Here is a 16,934-nt window from a genome sequence, read left to right as displayed (position 1 = left end):
CTACCCGACGCCGACCAGGGCACCAGCCCGGCGTGGAAGGACCGTGGAGAAGGCGTGGAGGCGGGCCTGCGGACCGTCTCAGAAGTCGGCGAACCGGGCCAGCAGCAGCCGGGCGCCCTGCTCTGCGGCGATCCGGGCGCCGAGGTCCCACTCCGCGCGGTCGCCCCGGGCCACGCCGCGGATCCGGTGCAGCTCGGCCACGAAGACGCGCTCGCCGATCCGGTCCGCCACCGCCAGCGCCTCACCGGCCAGCGTCGCCGCGGTGTCCGGTCGGCCGCCGGTCAGGTACGCCTCGGCCACAGCGCAGAGCGTGATGGTCCGGGTGGACCGCAGTCCGGGCCGGTAGAAATCCTCGGCGGCGGCGCGCATCGCGTCGAGCCGGCCGTGGTCGCCGCCGCGCGCGGCCGCCCACTCCAGGAAGTACGCGCCGGTGGCGGTCATGTGCGGCAGGCCGGCGGCCCGGCCGATGTCCCGGCACCGGCGCCCCGCCGCGTCGGCCGCCGCGACGTCGTGCTCCTGCATCGCCAGCCAGGCCGCGTAGAGCGCCGCGTTGGCCCGGCCGTACGGGTCGTCGAGCTCCTCGGCGAGGGCCTCGGCGGCGGCGATGTCGGCCCACGCGCCGGCCGGGTCGCCGCGCATCGAGCGGACGAGCGCCCGGAAGTTGTGGCAGGCCAGCACCGGACGCCGTCCGGCCTCGCGGCGCAGCAGCGCCCGGTCGACGGTACGCAGCCGCTCGATCCCGGCGGTGAGCCGCCGCTCGCTCTCAGCCTGCCGGCCGGTGAAGTAGCCGACGGCGCCCAGCAGGTATTCGCCCGCGACGGCGATCAGCCCGCTGCCGTCGTCGGGCGCCCGTACGAGCCGCCCGGCGAGGTCGGCGCAGATCGCGAACTCGGCCCGGTTGGCGGCGAGTTCGCCGAGCGCCCAGAGCGCGTGGCGGATGTCGGCGTCCGGCCCCACGAGCGTCAGCAGCTCGCGGGCGCGGGCGCAGACCCGGTCGACCGCGTCGCTGCCGACGCCCACCGTCATCTGGAGCACTGAGGCGCGGTGCAACTGGACGGTCAGCTCGGTGGCCGCCGCGTCGGGCGAGAGCCGCGCGGCCGGGGCCAGCCGGCGCGCGGCACGTTCGAGGTGACCGAGCGCGTCCTCGTAGGCGACCCGGCGGGTGGCGTCGTCGGCGGCGCGCAGCGACCAGCGCAGGTGGTCCTCGCCGTGGCCCAGCCCGATCGCCTCGCCGTAGTGGTGGGCCAGCTCGGCCGGCGCGGTGCCGGCCGTCCGCTCGTACGCGGCGGCCAGCCGGGCGTGCAGCGCGGCCCGGCGCGGCGGGACCAGCTCGGCGTAGGTGACCTCGGCGATCAGCGGGTGGCGGAACGCGAGCGCGCCCGGCCCGGTCTCGACCACCAGCGCTGCCGGATAGGCCGGGGCGAGGTCCTCGGCGACCGCCTCGGCGGTGCTGTCCAGCGCCGCCGCCAGCACCGCCAGGTCCAGGTCGTGTCCGGCCACGCTGAGCAGGTCGAGGCAGCGCCGGGCGGGACCGGGCAGCCCGGCGAGCCGAAGCCGCACGGTGTCCCGGATGCTCGGCGGCAGATCCGCGGCAGCGCCCGCGTCGGTGCGGGAGCGCAGCAGTTCGGTGAGGAAGAACGGATTCCCGCCGGTGCGGGTGACGAGCCGGGTCACCATCGGCTCCGGCGGCGCCACGCCGGTGCGGCCCCGGACCAGGTCGGCGACCGCCGCGGCGTCCAGCCCGGCGAGCCGGACCTGACCGAAGCCGCGTCCGCGCGCCAGCTCGGCGACTGTCGCCACCAGGGCCGGGTCGCCGTCGTACGGCCGCAGCGTGGCGACCACGAGCGCCCGGGACGCGGGCAGGGCGGTGGCGAGGAACCGCAGCAACAGCAGCGAGTCCGGATCGGCGGCGTGCAGGTCGTCGAGGACGACGAGCAGCCCGCGCTCCCGGGCCGCCGCGTGCACTAGGTCCGCCACCGCCTCGTACACCTGGAACCGGGCCGTGGGGTCCAGACCGTGACCGTCCGCCGGTCCGCTCGATGATCCGGCGGCGAACCCGTCCAGCCGGCTCGCCGAGCCGGTGGAGCGCGTCTGCGGCAGCGCCGTCAGCGCGCGTACCACCTGGCTCCACAGCCAGAACGGCGGCGCCTGCCCGACGTCCGGACAGCGACCCCAGACCACCGGGACGCCGGCCGCGGCGGCCCGCGCGCCGAGCGCCGCGGCGAGGCTACTCTTGCCGATGCCGGCCTCCCCCACCAGGGTCAGCACCCGCCCGCCCCGCCCGGTGGCCGCGTCCAGCGTCTCCCGCAGCCGTTCCAGCTCCGCGTCCCGGCCCACGAGCGGTGCGCCGTCGTGCTCCATCGGGGCGGGACGCCCGGCCTCCGCCGGGCTGCTCCGGTCCTGCGGTACGTCCTGCGTCAGGATCAGCCGGTGCACGGCCCGGATCTGCTCACCGGGGTCGAGCCCGTACTCGCCGGCCAGGATCCGGCGCCCCTCGTCGAAGACGGCGAGCGCCTCGGTCTGCCGCCCCGAGCGGTACAGGGCCAGCATCAACTGCGCCCGGACTCCCTCGCGCAGCGGGTGCGCCGACACGAACCGGCGCAGTTCCGGCAGCAACGCCGCGTGCCGGCCCGCCGCGACGGCAGCGGTCAACCGCCCCTCCTCGGCGCTCAGCCGCAGCTCGGCCAGCCGGGCCACCTCCGGACGCACCACGGCCAGGTCGGCCACGCCCGCCAGCGGCTCACCGCGCCACAACGCCAGCGCCTCGGTGTACGTCCGCCCCGCCGCCGCCGCCTGCCCGGCCGCGAGCGCGTCCGCAGCCCGGTCCACCAGGGCGGCGAACCGGATCGCGTCCACCGCGTCGGCGTCGACCCGCAGCTCGTACCCCCCGGGGTGGCTGCGCAGGACGCGCGGCGGCTCGCGGTGGGACCGTTCCGGTTCCACGGCCCGGCGCAGCCCGGCGACGTACGTGCGCAGCGTCGTCCGGGCGCTGGCCGGCGGTCGTGCGTCCCAGAGCGCGTCGACCAGCCAATCGGTGGCAACGAACCGGTTCGGCCGCAGCAGGAACAGGGCCAGCAGCGCCTGCTGCTTCGGCCCGCCGAGGGGCGCCACGCGCCCGTTCCGGACGACCTGCGGCGGGCCCAGCACCCGGAACTGCACAGTCACCTCGACGACGACCCTTTCGTGTCCGGGTCAGGCCGCCGCCATCTCCCGCAACTTCAGCACCGAGCGCCAGTTGCGCGTCGTCCCGATCACGCCCGTCTTCTTCTCCACGAAGGCGTTGCCGAGCTTGCTGCGCCCGTAGCCGTCGGGAACGTGCACGAACACCTCCCGCCCGAGCAGCGTCAGCGTCCCGGTCTCGCCGGGCGGGGCGGCGAGCGCCGCCTGCTTGTCCGCGCCGGGATCGCTGCTGAGCATCGTCACCAGCAACTTCGTCAGATCGGTCTGCGCGTCGAGGTACGGGTTGGCGGCGATCATCGCGTCGAGCTCAGCCAGGCTGCGCAGCAGCACCGGCACGTCCCGGCCCCACCGCTGCCTGACGGCCCGGCCGATCTCGGTCAGGATCGCGGCCTCGTCGGTCTCCGGGCAGCCGAACACCACATTGCCGCTCTGGATGTAGGTCGCCACCCGGTCGAAGCCGCAGGAGACGAAGACCTCTCTCAGCTCCGTCATCGCCATGGAGCTACCGCCGCCGATGTTCACCGCGCGCAGCAGAGCGACGTATCTCGCCATGACCGAGGATGGTAACCGGCCGGGCCCTCGCCGTGGGTAAGTCCGCTCGGCGCGGTGGCCGTGTCGACGGCCGCGTTCGGCGACCGGACCGACTGGCTCGGCGTCCTGGCCGACGCGTGGGCGTTCCACATCGCCGTCGACCGCGCCCCGGGTTACGGCGCGCAGTTCGCGCTGGTCAGCCGGATCGAGTACTCGCGGTCGTCGGACGTGATGCCGGACGGCACGCCGCCGAAGTAGGTCTCCACCTTCTCCCAGCCCCGGCGCTGCTCGTAGTGCACGTGCGGGGCGCCGGAGTTCCCGGTGCTGCCGACCCGCCCGAGCTGCTCGCCCCGGGCCACCCGCTGACCGGCCCTCACCGACGGCGGTTCGAGCAGGTGCAGATACTGGGTCTCCCACTTGCCACCGTGGTCGATCTTGACCCAGTAGCCGCCCCCGCGTCCCCGCGGCCCGTCCGGATCCTGCGGCGTACGGCCGCCGAGCGAGCCGTTGATCCCCGCCACGGTGACGGTGCCGGCGGCGGAGGCGAGCACCGGCCGCCCCCACGCCTCCCCCGAGGTCGGGAAGAGGTCGACGTCGTAGTCGTCGTGTCCCGGATAGGTCGACAGCCGCCACGTCTCGCCGCAGGCCACCGGGAGCTGGAAGTCCGGTCGCGGGCCCGGCGGCCGCACCAGCGGCACCACGACCGCCGCGCCGGCGACGAGCACCGCGAGGGCGCCGACGATCAGCAGGACGCGCGGGAGCCGGGAGCCCGGTGGACGGTCGGTGGTCATCGCTTCGAGCATGACAGGCGGTGCTCGGCCGCTGCCGCTCCCCCGCCATCGGTGAAGACCGGCCGTCCGGTCAGCGCTTCACGAGGGCTGTTCGGTCAACCACCGAGCGACCCTCACCTGGTCCGCTCGATCACACCGGCGAGGCGGAACCCGTCGGTGGACGCCGCGCCGCTCCCCCAGAAGGCCGAGGTACCCGGGATGTTCGCCAGGGCGTCGATGCTCGGGTCGTTGCCCTCCACCTTGGGCCCGTACGCGACGCTCCATCGCCCGCCCGTGTAGCGCAGCAGCAGCGTGCCCGGGTACTCGATGTACGGCGGGATGGGATTCGTACCACTGATCCAGACGTTGCCGTTCGCGTCACCGGCGACGGCGTACACCCAACCGGCGGATGCCGGCCCGGCCACCCGCTGCCACGTCCGGCCGTCCCAGTGCAGGATGACCGGCTTGGGGGTGGAGTCGTAGTCCTGGGTGCCGACCGCCCAGGCATCGGTCGACGAGCGAGCCCACACACCGGTGAGCCGGGCGCTCGGGATCGGCGGCAGCGACGCCACCCGCCACGACCCGCCGACGCGCTGCGCGATCATCGGCTCCGGGTAGGGCGCGTCGGCGACGTACCGTTCACCGGCGGCGAACACGCCGCCGTCCTGGGTGCGCGAGACCGCCCGCAGGACGCCGTTGAGTCCGTCCGTCCCCGGGACCGCGACCCGGCCGAACCCGCGGGTGTCGCCTTCGACGACGAGCGGCCGGCCGCCGTCGTGGCCGACGAACACGGCCCGTCCGCCGCCGGTGGCGGCCACGTCCAGCAGATCGGAGGTCCCGGCCGGGGCGGTCCACGGCGCGTGCGCCGTCCAGGTCTCCCCGTTGAAATGCCCGGCGTACGGCTGGCCGAGCCGCCGGACGCCCACCGTCCAGACGTCCCGGGCGGCCGCCGCGTCCACCTTGTACAGCACATGCGCCTCGTGTGGCAGCCGCCGCTCCGTCCACGTCTGCCCGTTCCACCGCAGCAGCGCGTACGGCTGGTCGATCGAGTACCCCGTGTAGGTCGACGCCTGGTAGCCGACGGACCAGGCGTTGTTCGGGCCGGTGGCGGCCACGTCGGTCAGCCGGCTGTCGTGGATCAGCGCGGGAATCGTCGCCGTCCACGCCGAAGGGGTAGCGGCGGCGACCGGCGTGACCGGCGGGAGCAGCACGCCTCCCACCAGAGTGGACAGTGTCGCCACGGACAGCCCGTACCGTACCGGTGATCGCATGGTCGCCCTCTTCCTGGATTGGTAGCCGGCCCTCAGCATCGCGCTCCCTGACGCTCCGGGTACGCCCGCGCGCCGTCCCGTAAGACAGTGGTAAGAACGGCGTTCGCCCCCCGGGTCATGGACCGCCCGGGCCCTGCCGGGGTTCGCGGCCCGGATCCGGCAGCAACAATCGTGGATGATCGCGCGCCCTATGCTCGGGGTGATGGACGAGTCACGCATGCTGGTCGACGCTGTCGGTGCGGTGTGGCCGGAGGAGCCGGGGCCCGAGGAGGCCGCGATCGAGCCCGCCCTGGTCGACGCTCTGCGTGCGTTGGACACCGCCGGCCCCGACGAGGCGGAGAGCGCGCAGGATCGCGTCCTCGCGGTGCTGGGTGAAGCACCCGACCTGCACCGCCGCGTGGAGTCGGCGATCCGGGCGACGTTGCTCGGCGCCGAACGCGGCGTCGGATCGCCGCAGCCGCAGGGCGTGGCGGAGCGGCGCAGCGAGGTCGAGATCGCCTACGCCACCGACCGGGTGCCCACCGGCCGTCCGGGTGAGTTCTACGGCCCGGGCCGCGACCGCACACTGCGGTGCGGCAGGGCCTGGGTCGCGCTTCCCGATGACCGCCGGATCGGCGAGCTGCCCCGGCCGAAGCGGCGATGGCGCCTCAGGTTCCGCAGGCCCGGGGATACGGGCCTGCGCCTGGAGGAGTCGGCGAGCCTCACCGCCACCGTCGCCGGGATGCGGGACCGGGCACCCGGCCGTGACGTGCTGGTCTTCGTACACGGCTACAACGTGTCGTTCGCCGAGGCCGTACGGCGTACCGCGCAGCTCGCCTACGACGTGGACTTCGGCGGCGTGCCGGTCCTCTACATCTGGCCGTCCGCCGGCTCGCCCGCGGCCTACGTCGCCGACGGCGCGGCCGCCGACGGCACGCAGCGCCGGTTCCGCACTTTCCTCACCTCGCTCCTGGAGTCCACCGACGGCGGCCGGGTGCATGTCATCGCGCACAGCATGGGCAACCGCGTTCTCACCGAGGCGCTCAGCGGCCTGGCCGGCTACCGACTCGGGCATGTCGTGTTCGCCGCGCCGGACCTGGACGCGGAGCAGTTCCGGGACCGGGTCGCCGACTTCTCGGGCACCGCCGAGCGCTACACCCTGTACGTGAACGACAGCGACCTGGCCCTTGCCGCCTCCGGGTCGTACGCGCTCGCCAATGCCCCGCGGGCGGGCGCGGGCGGCATCGACGAGCTCGTCCTCGACGGAATCGACACCATCGACGCGAGCCGCGTCGAGACCGGTCTCCTGGGCCATTCCTACGCGATGGAGCGTCGTACCGTCGTCAGCGACATCCACCTCTTGATCCATCATGATCACCCGCCGAACGCGCGGCCCGGGCTCAGGCTGATGATGTCGAGGGGCGGGCCGTACTGGGAGTTCCGGCCGTGAGTGAGGCGCGGCAGGAGTTGCGCGAGGCGACCGGCCTGCCACCGGCGCGAACCCTGAACGGCATGCCGAGTTGACGGGCGAGTGGGCCGGGACCCTTTTCACGGTCTCGATCTGACCGGACCCGCCCGGCGTGTCCGTCAGCTATCGCTACAGGGCAACCCGAGCACCGGCCAGGGAGACACCATGACGGCGGACGCCATCGACCTGCTGCACCCGTCCGACGTCCTAGCCGGACGCGAACTCGTGTCCGCCTCCGGGCGTTCTGCCGACGATCGGGACGTCCGGGTGGTCGGCGACGGCGTCCGCTGCGGGCGCCCGGTGATCTACCCGGTGCCGGCTGCGGACCTGCCGCCGGCGCTGCAGCGGCGGGCCGGCACCGGCTACCGGTACGTGGGTGCCATATTCGCCTTCGACCTCGGGGGTCTCGCCGACGGCGAGCGCTACCAGGCGGTCCGGTTCGAGGTCGAGCTGACCGACCGGCGCGCCGTGGCGGTGCGGCTCGACGGTGACGGCGGCGCGCTGGGGCTGACCTTCGACGACGCCGGGCCGGCCCCGGCCTCCACGACCGCGGCGCACACGGTCACCGCCGCCGGGACCCGGCCGGACTGGCTCCGCCGTCTGCTCAACCGATGGGGCGTCCCCCGCGCGTGGACGCTCGGCCTGCACCAGCACCGCTTCCGCTGGACGTACGAGGACCCGCGCAGCGTCCTCCTGTTGCCCCGGTCGTACGCCGTGCACGCGCTGATCGAAGTCCCCGCGGACCTCGCGGACCTTCACGGCACGCTCGACATGCACGTCGACGTGTCGACACGTACGTCCACGGTCCTGCACGCCGACCTGAGTGACTCGATCGCCTTCAGCGAATCGATCCAGGCCACCGCCGGGCCGGCCGACGTGACCGCCTCAGCGGCGGTTCGGCTCTGCATGGCCGCCGACGTGTCGGGTTACAGCAGCCGGACCAACGCCGAGACCGAACGGATCCAGGCCCTCCTCGTCGACGTTCTCGCCCGGGCCCGTCGCGCCGCGGGCATCGCCGACTCCGCGGTGGTGCCTCAGGCACAGGGCGACGGCCAGTTCACGGTGCTGCCCCCGGGGATCGACGAGTCGGCGGTCATTCCACGCCTGGTCGACGAGCTCGGCGCCGCCCTGCGCGAGGTGAACGCGATCGCCGCGCCGAACGCCCGGCTGCGCCTGCGGGTGGCGCTGCACCGGGGTCTGGTCAAACCGGCGTGCAACGGGTGGGTGGGCTCGTCCACCATCGCCGTGCACCGCCTTCTCGACAGCCCTCCGCTGCGGGCGGCGTTGCGCGACAACGCGGCGGCCGACTTCGTGCTGGGCATCCCCGACGTGCTCTTCAAGGACGTGATCGTTCACGCCGCCGAACCGCCGCTGCCGGGCGACTTCACACCCGTCATCGTCGACCTGCCGGAGAAGAGCTTCGTGGAGCACTGCTGGGTGGCCGTCGGCACCACCCTGTCGGTGGGCGCCTGACGAGGACGCCGGCCGGCTGACGACCGCGTCGCCGCCCCCTGCCGATTCCGGTTTCGGTCGGATTCCACACGCCGCTTTCCCGGTCTGATTCCGATCAGCGGCCGGGATGTGGCCGGAAGGGATTCCCACACAGCCGGGGGGTGGCCGACGTGGAGTCGCACTGATCTGCGTTGACGGCGGCCTGGGAAGGCACTTGCCTGCCTTCCCAGGCCGCCAGATCCCCCGCGTGCGCCACCGGTCGCCGGTGAGCCCGCCGCCCGTCCCTTCCTGACGGACGGTCCGTCAGGAAGGGGTACGCGGGCGAAGTCCGGCGGGACGGAGGTGGGCCGCCGATGACGACGAGGACTGCCGGTGCGGCACGGGCAGCCGGGCGGACGGACACGCGACCGTCACCGGCCGGGTACGAGCCGCCCATCCCCCTGGCGGCGGTGGTGGGCGCTGCGGTGGGTCTGCGAACCGGCCGGAGCGCACCCGACACGGACCACAGCGGGAACCTGATCGAGACCTTCGCGGTGCAGAATCGTCTCGTGATCATTCAACCGGCCGGCCAGCGGTGCGGGTGAGACTCTCTCCGGAGCAGAGCGCGAAGCTCCAACGCCTCGTGGAGGAGGAGCTTCGCGCTGCCCTGCGCGCCGCCGCGGCCGACGGTGTCCCGGCCGGAGCGCTGGCCGCGGACCTGGACGAGCGCCGCCGGGCCCTGGAGTCATCGCTCGGTGCCACAGACGATCTGCTGGACGGCCGCGACCACCCGGGCGACGACGGCGGGGTCGGCGAGTCTCGCTGAGATCCGCTCGTCGAAGGCGGGCGCCGAGCCCGGCACGCGGTCCAGTTCGTCTCCCCCGGTGCCCTCCCCGAACACCGCGGTGACGACCCGTACGACGGCCTCGTTCGGATCCACTCCCCGGCCCAGCGCCTCGTCGAGGGCGTCGATGACGGCCGCGGCGAGCGATCGCAGCCTCGCCTCGTCGATCTCGCCGCTGGTCGAGGTATGGTCCGCGGTCTCGCCCACCGGCGTCGCCGCCACCGGGGCCGGCTTGGCGCCCATCGGTCGCTCGACGTACCTGGCGAACCAGGTCGGGCGGCGCCGCATCGCCGCGAGCACCTCCTCGACCTCGCGCACGACCGCCGCCGGGTCGCTCCCCACCCAGTCGCCCGTCACGGCGACACGCCGCGCCGCCCAGCTCTGCAGCGGCCAGACATCGGCACCGGCGGTGGCGGTGACACCCACCCAGTTGAGAATCTCGACAGCGAGTTCCATCAGCCAGGCGTCGTAGTCAAGCGCGTCGGCCAGCCAGCCGGGGACGCGCGGACGTTGCAGCGCTCCCCTCCGCCCTCGGCGCCGTCGGTGCGCGTCGACCGTGACAGCGGTCAACCGCCGCGTCATCCATGCCTCCACGCTGCGTATCGGCGTCACCGCATGCGCCAGGAGATCCTCCACGACCGCCTCCACGTCGTCGTGGAAACCGTCGAGGCACTCGTCGGCCAACTGCGGCATGGCCACCGCGCAGACGAAGTGGCCGCGACGGTGTTCGACCGGCCGGGTGACGCGGGAGAAGACCAGCGGCCAGGCCATCGCCCACGCTCCGGCGGTCAGCCGCCGACGCTCTGCCGGCGAGGCGGCCCGCGCCACGGCCGCCAACTGACCGCGCCCGGCCAGGAGACGGACGTGGGCGGCCTCGGCGTCTGCGGCGGCGGGGTGCGAACTCGTCACAGCGCTCCTTCCGATGCGGTGACTACCGGCGTGGAGCGTGCGGAGACCCCGGCGGTGCGCTGGCCGCCGGCCGGTCAGGGCAGCTCACCCCACGATTGACAGATCAATCGTGGGTTCGCCGCCGGTCGTCCGCCGGTCATCGCCCGGCCGACTCTGTGGCCAGTTGGTGGCCAGCCGTCGATCTCAGCGCCCGAAGTGGACGAACGCGGCCCAGCCGACCGGATCGGCCGTAGTGGTGCGGCCGAGCGCCGCGCGCAGCACGTCGGGCATCTCGGTGGGCACCTGCCGCGCGTCGGAGATCATCCACCGTTGGGCCGCGCGAAGGGCATCGGCCGGCGCGAAATCCTCGCGACGCAGGTAATGGTGGAACATGTACATCAGCACCGACGTGGCGGCGTCCGGCACGCTCCACTGGGCACCCACGACAGCGCTGGCGGTGTTCGCGAGCAGCGTGGTGCTCAGGCTGAACGCCTCGTCGTCGGCGCGGCCGCAGACGCCGCTGCCGCACGCGGCGAGCACCGCCAGGGCGATGGAACGGGCCGGGGCGAACCGGACGACCTCCTCGGCCGACATCCGCTCCCCACCGGCCAGCAGGAGGTAGGACGTGTCGGCCCCGGTGCGGCCCGGGCGTACCACGCCGTGGCAGGCCAGGTGCAGCATGGTGCCGGCGTGCTCGTCGGCGAGCCACCCGAGCAGATCGGCCCGGGTGCCCACCCCACCGTCGGCGGCGACTCCGTCCGGGGTACGGCCGACGTACCGGGCGCGCGGATAGAACCGCTCCCGCACCGCCAGCGCCTCGGCCCGGGCCGCCGGCAGGTCCGCGGCGGCGCCCGCCGTGTCCGGGTCGCCCACCACCAGGCCGGAGTCGGACAGCGGCACCGGGGCACGCCAGGCCAGGTCGCACAGCAGACGCGCCGACGGCGCGTACGAGAACACCGCGTCCTCGATCGCGTACCGCACTCCCCCGTCCGTCACCTGGCGGGCGGCGTGCCAGGGAATGCGGGCCAGCTCGCCCATCGGGATCAGCACGAGGCGCGGCGCACGTCCGTCCGCCGATTGCGGGCAGCGTTCCAACAGCGGACCGATCGCGGCTGTCCACGCCCAGTCGCAGACGTCGTCGAGGGTCTTGCGCGCCGCCCCGGCGGCCTCGGACCATGATCCGGCCACCGCCACCCGGGAGGCGCGGCTGTCGGCCGTGGTCGCGGTGAGGAACGCGTCGAAGCCTGCCGTGCCCTGCTTGCTCAGCGTCGCCAGCGGGAACCAACTCGGCGGCTCCGCGCGTGGCACCATCACCACCGCGCCCGACCTCTCGTCGCCCGGCATCAGATAGACGAGCATGTCGGCGCCCAGTGCGGTCAGCGCCGCTCGCATCTCGTTGAGGTCGGGCGGGGCGAGCAGCCGCGTCGCGGCGGCGTCGGGCGCGACAGTCGTCGTGCCGTCCTCGGTGATGGCGATCCCGGCCAGTGCCGCGATGACCTCCCGGCGCAGCTCGCCCGGCACGAGCTCGGGCTCGGTCTCGGCGACGGCGTCGCGCCAGCGTGCGGCGAGGTCGGCCCGGCCGGCACCGGTCAGGCGCGCGCCGAGGTCACGGGTCTCGGTGGCGGCGTAGAGGATCAGCGCGCGACAGGCGTCCAGCGCCAGCGCCGCGGATCCCGGGTCGTCGTCGGTGAGGCACCACCTCGCGACATCGAGCGCGTCGCCCGCGGCGTTCCGCGCGGCCGCGTCGGCGTCACTGATGCGGGTCGTCAGCAACACGTTCCAGGCGTGCCCGCGCAGCCCGGCGAGCGCGACCTCCCGGCCCCGCCGCTTGTCGCCGGCCATCCGGTACGCGTGCGCCAGCGGGTTGGACAACTGCGTCCACTGCTGGTGCTGGTTAGAACCGGCCAGTTCGCGTCCCTGTTCCAGCAGCCGGATGGCCTCGACGAGGTCCGCGCGGCGTGCCAGCTTCTCGGCTCGGCGCAGGTGCGCGCTGCCGAGGCTGGCCAGATACCGCACCCGCTGCGGGTCATCACCCGACACCAGTTCCAGTGCCGCGCGAAGATCGCTGATCGCGGCGTCCAGCAGGCTCCTGCTGTCCATCCCGTGAGTCAACTCCGCCACCCCCAGCGCATGCAGGTGCATCGCGCGTTCGTGCCGCGGCTGCCCGGGCTGCTCGGCGAGCGCTCGCAACGTGGCGAGCCGCGCGCGCAGCTCCGGATCGGCCGGATCGCTCCCCGGCGGTGCGCCGGCCGGGGCGGGATTCGCCGTCTCCCGGAACGGGTCGACCTGGATCCGGATGGCACGCAGCGCGCTTCGTACCGAATCGTCGGCGGGCAACGACGACGCGACCTCCTCCGCGCGGTCCAGGGCCGTCCACACGGCCGGCAGGTCGCCGCGGACCAACGCCGCGTCGACCTCGAGAAGGCTCTTGAGCGCCGCAACGCGCGCCGTCCCCCGTGGGTTGCCGGACATCAGGCCGGCCATGACCTGGAGCGCGCGTTCGGAGTCCGCTGAGGACCGCGTGATACTCGCCGGATCACCCTCCAGCCCGCGGACCACAAGCCGAGAGCGACGCGCGCGTTGTCCACCATCTGCGCGTACGGCTGCCGATCGCCCACGACCCGGGCCAGCCGCTCCACCTCGGCAAGCGCTCCTCGAGGAGTGACCCCTGGCGCGCTCTCCGCCACCGCCTGCGCCAGGGCGGTGGACCGCACGACCGCCGCGTCCAGCTCCGCCTCCGGCAGGGGGTGCGGGTCGGCGGCGGCGATCTCACCCAATGCGACCGCTCGTTCGAGGTGTGCGGTGAAGTGTCCCGAACGGAGGATGGCGTTTACCAGGATCTGCGCGAGCTTGCACCGCCCCGGTAGGTCCTCGGGAAGCTCGTCGAAGTCGGCGAGAGCCGCCGACAGGTCGGCCGGCCGCCGGCCGTGCTGGTCGAACGCGACCAGACGCAGCCAGCAGCGGGTGAAGCGCCACGGCCCGCTGCCCGCCTCGCCGACCAGCTTCATCGCTGCCGATGCCGAGTCGGCAAGCGTACGCAGCGCCTCATCGGGTACCTGAGCCAACGTGACCCCACAGAGTACGGTTCCGGTTGCCGACTACTGACGGACCGGGGAGGCGGCCGTGTCCCTTCAGGACGAGCTCCACCGGGAACTCGTTGACCTCCGCCGGCGGCGGGGCCTGCTGAGCGCCTCCCTCGGCCGGCTCGTCGGGCCACGGCTGCACGAGCTGAGCGGGACCACGCCGACCGACCCCGACCGGGTGGTGCGCGAACGGGTCGGGCAGACGTTGCTCTCCCTGGCCCGGGACCTGCCGGCGGACCTGGTCCGTGTGGTCGAGCTGACCTACGCCATCGACGCGGAGCACGCCTACGCCGACCTGACCACCCGGCAGGCTCAGCTGGGCCGGGAGCAGAGATACGAGTTGCGGACCGCCCGGCGCCGTTCGGAGCAGGTGACCGAGTTGCTGGCCGCGGCGGCGGAGGCCGAGTGGGCGACGCGCCTCGCGGGGGATCTCGACTCCGGGTGGCGGGTCCGGTCGCTGGAGGCGCTGCTCCGGCTCGACACCCCGACGCCGGAGCTGTACGAGGTCCGGACCATCGTCGCCACCCGGGATCTCGACGAGATCGTCGTCCGGCTCGACCTGCCCCGCCCGGACACCGACAGCTCGGACGGCGCCGACCTCGTCATCGACGTGCTCTACGGCGCACGCATCCGCAGCGTCCGGCGGGGCAACGGCAACCGCCACTTCGAGGTCCGGCTCGCCCTGCCCGAGACGCTGAGCGCCGACCGGAACCACAAGCTGTGCATGCACTTCCGGGTGGCGCCCGGGCAGCGGATCCGGGACCGGTACGTGATCACTCCGCTGGATCCCTGCGACTACGGACTGGTGCGGGTCCGCTTCGCCGGTCGCGAGCCCGCCGCGCTGTGGCGGATCGACGGGCTGCCGCAAGGGCTGCTCGACGATCCGGACCGCCGGCACGACCGGCTCAGCGTGGACGGCGCGGGTGACGTCGTGGCGGAGTTCCGGCGGCTGCGACAGGGGCGCGGTTACGGCGTGGGGTGGCGGTTCGCGCAGCCGTGACCCCGGCGGCGTCCCGCTGTCCGTCAGGGACGGGTGTGGCCCGGTTCTGTCGCGGGCCGAGCGGGCGACGCACCGGAAGGCCGGGTACCGGAGTTGGACGGCGAACACCTGTTGAACGTGATCGTCAACATGTCGATCGACGACCTCCCCGACGCCATCGACCATTTCACCGATTCGGGGGACCTGCTCGCCCGCGCCATGGCGTACGCCCGTCTCCATCAGCACGACCGCCGGCCGGAGACACTCGCGCGCGCCGAGGCGGACTTCGCCGCGGCCGGCGGCAGTCCCGCCGACCGCGCCCAGGTGGCGCGGGTGCTGGCCGCCCAGCGAGCCAAGGAGGCCGCCGTCGGTGCACCCGGGGACGTCGGGCCGCTCCAGCGGATTCTCGACGAGGCCGAGGACGACCCGGCCAGTCCCGGTGACCGGGCCATGCTGGGCGTCATGACCGATCTGGCCGGCGTCCTGCGCGGGGGACCCGCCCATGACCTCGCGGGCACGCTGGCGCGGCTCTCGTCGATCAGCGTTCCGGACGACAGCCCCTACGCCGCGGTGCTGCCGCTCATGAAGGCGGCGCTGGCGTCGCAGATCGCCGACCCCGACGATCGGGCCGCCGTGGAAGATCTGCTCGAGCAGGCCCGGTCGACCCGCAGGGAGCTGTGGAAGCACGGGCAGCACGCGTCGACCGGCGAACTGCTGGAGGTCTCGGCCCGGCTGGTCGACGCGGCGCAACGGCAGGACCTCCGGTCGGCGGAGGAGGCGCTCCGGCGCATGCGCGAAGGACTCGACCGCATGCCCGCCGACGATCCGGGCGTGGCCGACCTCCGGGAGCACATCGAGCAGAACAAGACTCAGCTCGACGGCCTGCTCTCGACGATCGCCGCCGGCCCGCCCCCGGCCTCCGACGACGCCGCCACGCCCGCCGACGACGTGGCTCGGCTGATCACCAGCGGCTCCCGGCTCGTCGCGCAGGCGCAGGCCGGCCAGGACCTTGACCTGCTACGCCGGGGCGTCGACGACCTGGCCGGCGCCGTCCGGGCCGCCGCCCCGGACGACCCGCGACTGCCCGCCGTACGGATGGCGCTCGGCCACGCCCTCACACTGGCCCACCGCGCCGGCCGCGACACCGCCGCGCTCGCCGAGGCGGTCGACCAGCTCACCGCCGCGGTACGGGAGGCGGCCCAGCCGGGCCACCCCGTCTTCGCACCGGCCGCACACGCCCTGGCGCACGCGCACCTCGACGCCGGTGGCGCACGCGCCGCCTGCGACGTGGGGCTGCGCGGACTGTCCGGGTACGCCTACCAGGTGCTGCTGGGCAGCGGTACGGAAGGCGCCGTCACGATCGCGCGGGACGGGGCGACGACGGCTGCGGAGGTGGCGCGCTGGTGCCTGGCCCAGGACGACGTCGAGGCGGCCGGGACGGCGTTGGAGGCGGGGCGCGACATGCTCCTGTACGCGGCGACAGCGGTCGCCACCGTTCCGGAACTGCTGACCGCGGCCGGTGAACCCGGCCTCGCCGCGGACTGGACGGCCGGCGACGGCGTCCTGGACGTCGCCGGAGCGCGACGTGCCACGCGGGCCGCCGCCGCGCTGACGTACTCCGCGACACCTGCCGTCGGCCGCCTGATCGGCACGACGAGCTTCGACGAGATCCGCGCCGCACTGACCTCGCTGGGCCGGGACGCGCTCGTCCATCTGCTACCCCAGGACGCCAGCGGTGGCGGCCTCGCCGTCGTCGTGCCGCGCGGGGAAGCGCCCTTCTCGCTTGCGCTGCCGGCGCTGACCGTCCCGCCGGCTGCCGAGCCGTTCTCCGCTCAGATGGGCGAATGGGCGTGGCGGGTGGCCGTGGGCCCGTTGCTGCACGCCCTGGGCCACGTCCCGGGTCCGGACCGCCCGGCGCGGCTGACCCTCGTCGCGCCCGGGCCGCTGTCCACGGTGCCGTGGCAGGCCGCCCGCGCCCCGGACGGCCGGTACGCCGTGCAGGAGGCCGCCCTCTCGTACATCGTCTCCGGCCGGCTGCTGTGCGAGCTGGCCTGGCGGAGGCCGGTGGCGTCCGGCGCCGAGCTGACCGGCGACGCCGGCCTGGCGCCGCACGCGATCCTGACGCGACCCGCCGGGGCGGACGTCGTCACGCTCCCGCCCCGCCCCGGCGGGACCGAGGCCGCAGGGGCCGAGGACCAGGCGTTCGCGCCGGCGACGGCGTACCTGGTCGGCGGCGCCCGTACCGTGTTCGCCGCCGGATGGCCGGGGCCGGGCTCCTCGGCGCCGCTGCTCGCCTACATGACCTCGCACTTTCGGCGGGAAGGGCTGCCTCCGGCGGACGCGCTGCGCCGCGCCCAGTTGTGGATGCTCGACGGCGGCCGCACGGCGCCGCAGCCGATGCCCGACCACCTACGCACGGAGGCGGGCGAGGCGGGGTGCGCCGAGGTCGCCGCGTGGGCCGGGGTCAGCCACCACGGCCGGTAGGCGACGAGCGCCCTCCGGCCACATCC

The 16,934-nt window shown here is 74.4% G+C and carries 11 protein-coding genes; 4 read left to right on the top strand and 7 right to left on the bottom strand.

The genetic code is table 11. The features are described 5' to 3' along the window. Positions 1-78: 78 nt before the first annotated feature. The 4 genes from ACFYO8_RS01080 to ACFYO8_RS01065 all read right to left on the bottom strand — a co-directional run bounded on the left by ACFYO8_RS01080 (position 79) and on the right by ACFYO8_RS01065 (position 5,752). On the bottom strand, positions 79-3,165 hold the full coding sequence (locus ACFYO8_RS01080) for a BTAD domain-containing putative transcriptional regulator (RefSeq protein WP_354864202.1): 3,087 nt from the start codon (positions 3,163-3,165) through the stop codon (positions 79-81). Positions 3,166-3,192: 27 nt separating this feature from the next. After that, complete coding sequence (locus ACFYO8_RS01075; RefSeq protein ID WP_354864204.1) at positions 3,193-3,732, bottom strand: DUF1697 domain-containing protein; 540 nt, start codon at positions 3,730-3,732, stop codon at positions 3,193-3,195. A 152-nt stretch (positions 3,733-3,884) separates the two neighbouring features. Beyond that, positions 3,885-4,502, bottom strand: coding sequence for a M23 family metallopeptidase (locus ACFYO8_RS01070; protein ID WP_355047396.1), 618 nt, complete (start codon positions 4,500-4,502; stop codon positions 3,885-3,887). 113 nt (positions 4,503-4,615) lie between these two features. Continuing rightward, a complete protein-coding gene (locus ACFYO8_RS01065) occupies positions 4,616-5,752 on the bottom strand; it encodes a hypothetical protein (protein WP_357708434.1) in 1,137 nt (378 codons plus the stop codon). Positions 5,753-5,954: 202 nt separating this feature from the next. Here ACFYO8_RS01065 and ACFYO8_RS01060 point away from each other — a divergent pair, with 202 nt between their 5' ends. Together ACFYO8_RS01060 and ACFYO8_RS01055 are read left to right on the top strand one after the other, a co-directional pair. Next, a complete protein-coding gene (locus ACFYO8_RS01060; RefSeq protein ID WP_355047394.1) occupies positions 5,955-7,181 on the top strand; it encodes an alpha/beta hydrolase in 1,227 nt (408 codons plus the stop codon). Between the two features lie 183 nt (positions 7,182-7,364). Next, on the top strand, positions 7,365-8,672 hold the full coding sequence (locus ACFYO8_RS01055; RefSeq protein WP_355047393.1) for a hypothetical protein: 1,308 nt from the start codon (positions 7,365-7,367) through the stop codon (positions 8,670-8,672). A 703-nt stretch (positions 8,673-9,375) separates the two neighbouring features. On the opposite strand, the gene ACFYO8_RS01050 is transcribed toward ACFYO8_RS01055, so the two are convergent. The 3 genes from ACFYO8_RS01050 to ACFYO8_RS01040 form a co-directional block, all read right to left on the bottom strand. Then, entirely contained in the window at positions 9,376-10,383 is a 1,008-nt protein-coding gene (locus tag ACFYO8_RS01050; protein WP_355047392.1) for a hypothetical protein, read from the bottom strand. A 183-nt stretch (positions 10,384-10,566) separates the two neighbouring features. After that, positions 10,567-12,834: a CHAT domain-containing protein gene (locus ACFYO8_RS01045; RefSeq protein ID WP_387256620.1), complete on the bottom strand. Its 2,268-nt coding sequence runs from the start codon at positions 12,832-12,834 to the stop codon at positions 10,567-10,569. Then, positions 12,834-13,427: a hypothetical protein gene (locus tag ACFYO8_RS01040; protein ID WP_387256619.1), complete on the bottom strand. Its 594-nt coding sequence runs from the start codon at positions 13,425-13,427 to the stop codon at positions 12,834-12,836. The genes ACFYO8_RS01045 and ACFYO8_RS01040 overlap by 1 nt, the downstream gene beginning before the upstream one ends. A 58-nt stretch (positions 13,428-13,485) precedes the next feature. Between ACFYO8_RS01040 and ACFYO8_RS01035 the strand changes: the two genes are divergently transcribed. Together ACFYO8_RS01035 and ACFYO8_RS01030 are read left to right on the top strand one after the other, a co-directional pair. Further along, the gene (locus tag ACFYO8_RS01035; protein WP_357708429.1) at positions 13,486-14,445 is read left to right on the top strand and encodes a hypothetical protein; all 960 of its coding nucleotides are present in this window, start codon (positions 13,486-13,488) and stop codon (positions 14,443-14,445) included. 93 nt (positions 14,446-14,538) lie between these two features. Then, positions 14,539-16,908: a CHAT domain-containing protein gene (locus ACFYO8_RS01030; RefSeq protein ID WP_387256618.1), complete on the top strand. Its 2,370-nt coding sequence runs from the start codon at positions 14,539-14,541 to the stop codon at positions 16,906-16,908. The last annotated feature ends 26 nt before the right edge of the window (positions 16,909-16,934 follow it).

It is taken from the genome of Micromonospora sp. NPDC005257, assembly GCF_042872445.1.
Taxonomy (GTDB): Bacteria; Actinomycetota; Actinomycetes; order Mycobacteriales; family Micromonosporaceae; genus Micromonospora.
The sequence above is the reverse complement of the archived record's forward strand: the minus strand, read 5'-3'. Positions and strand labels throughout refer to the sequence as shown.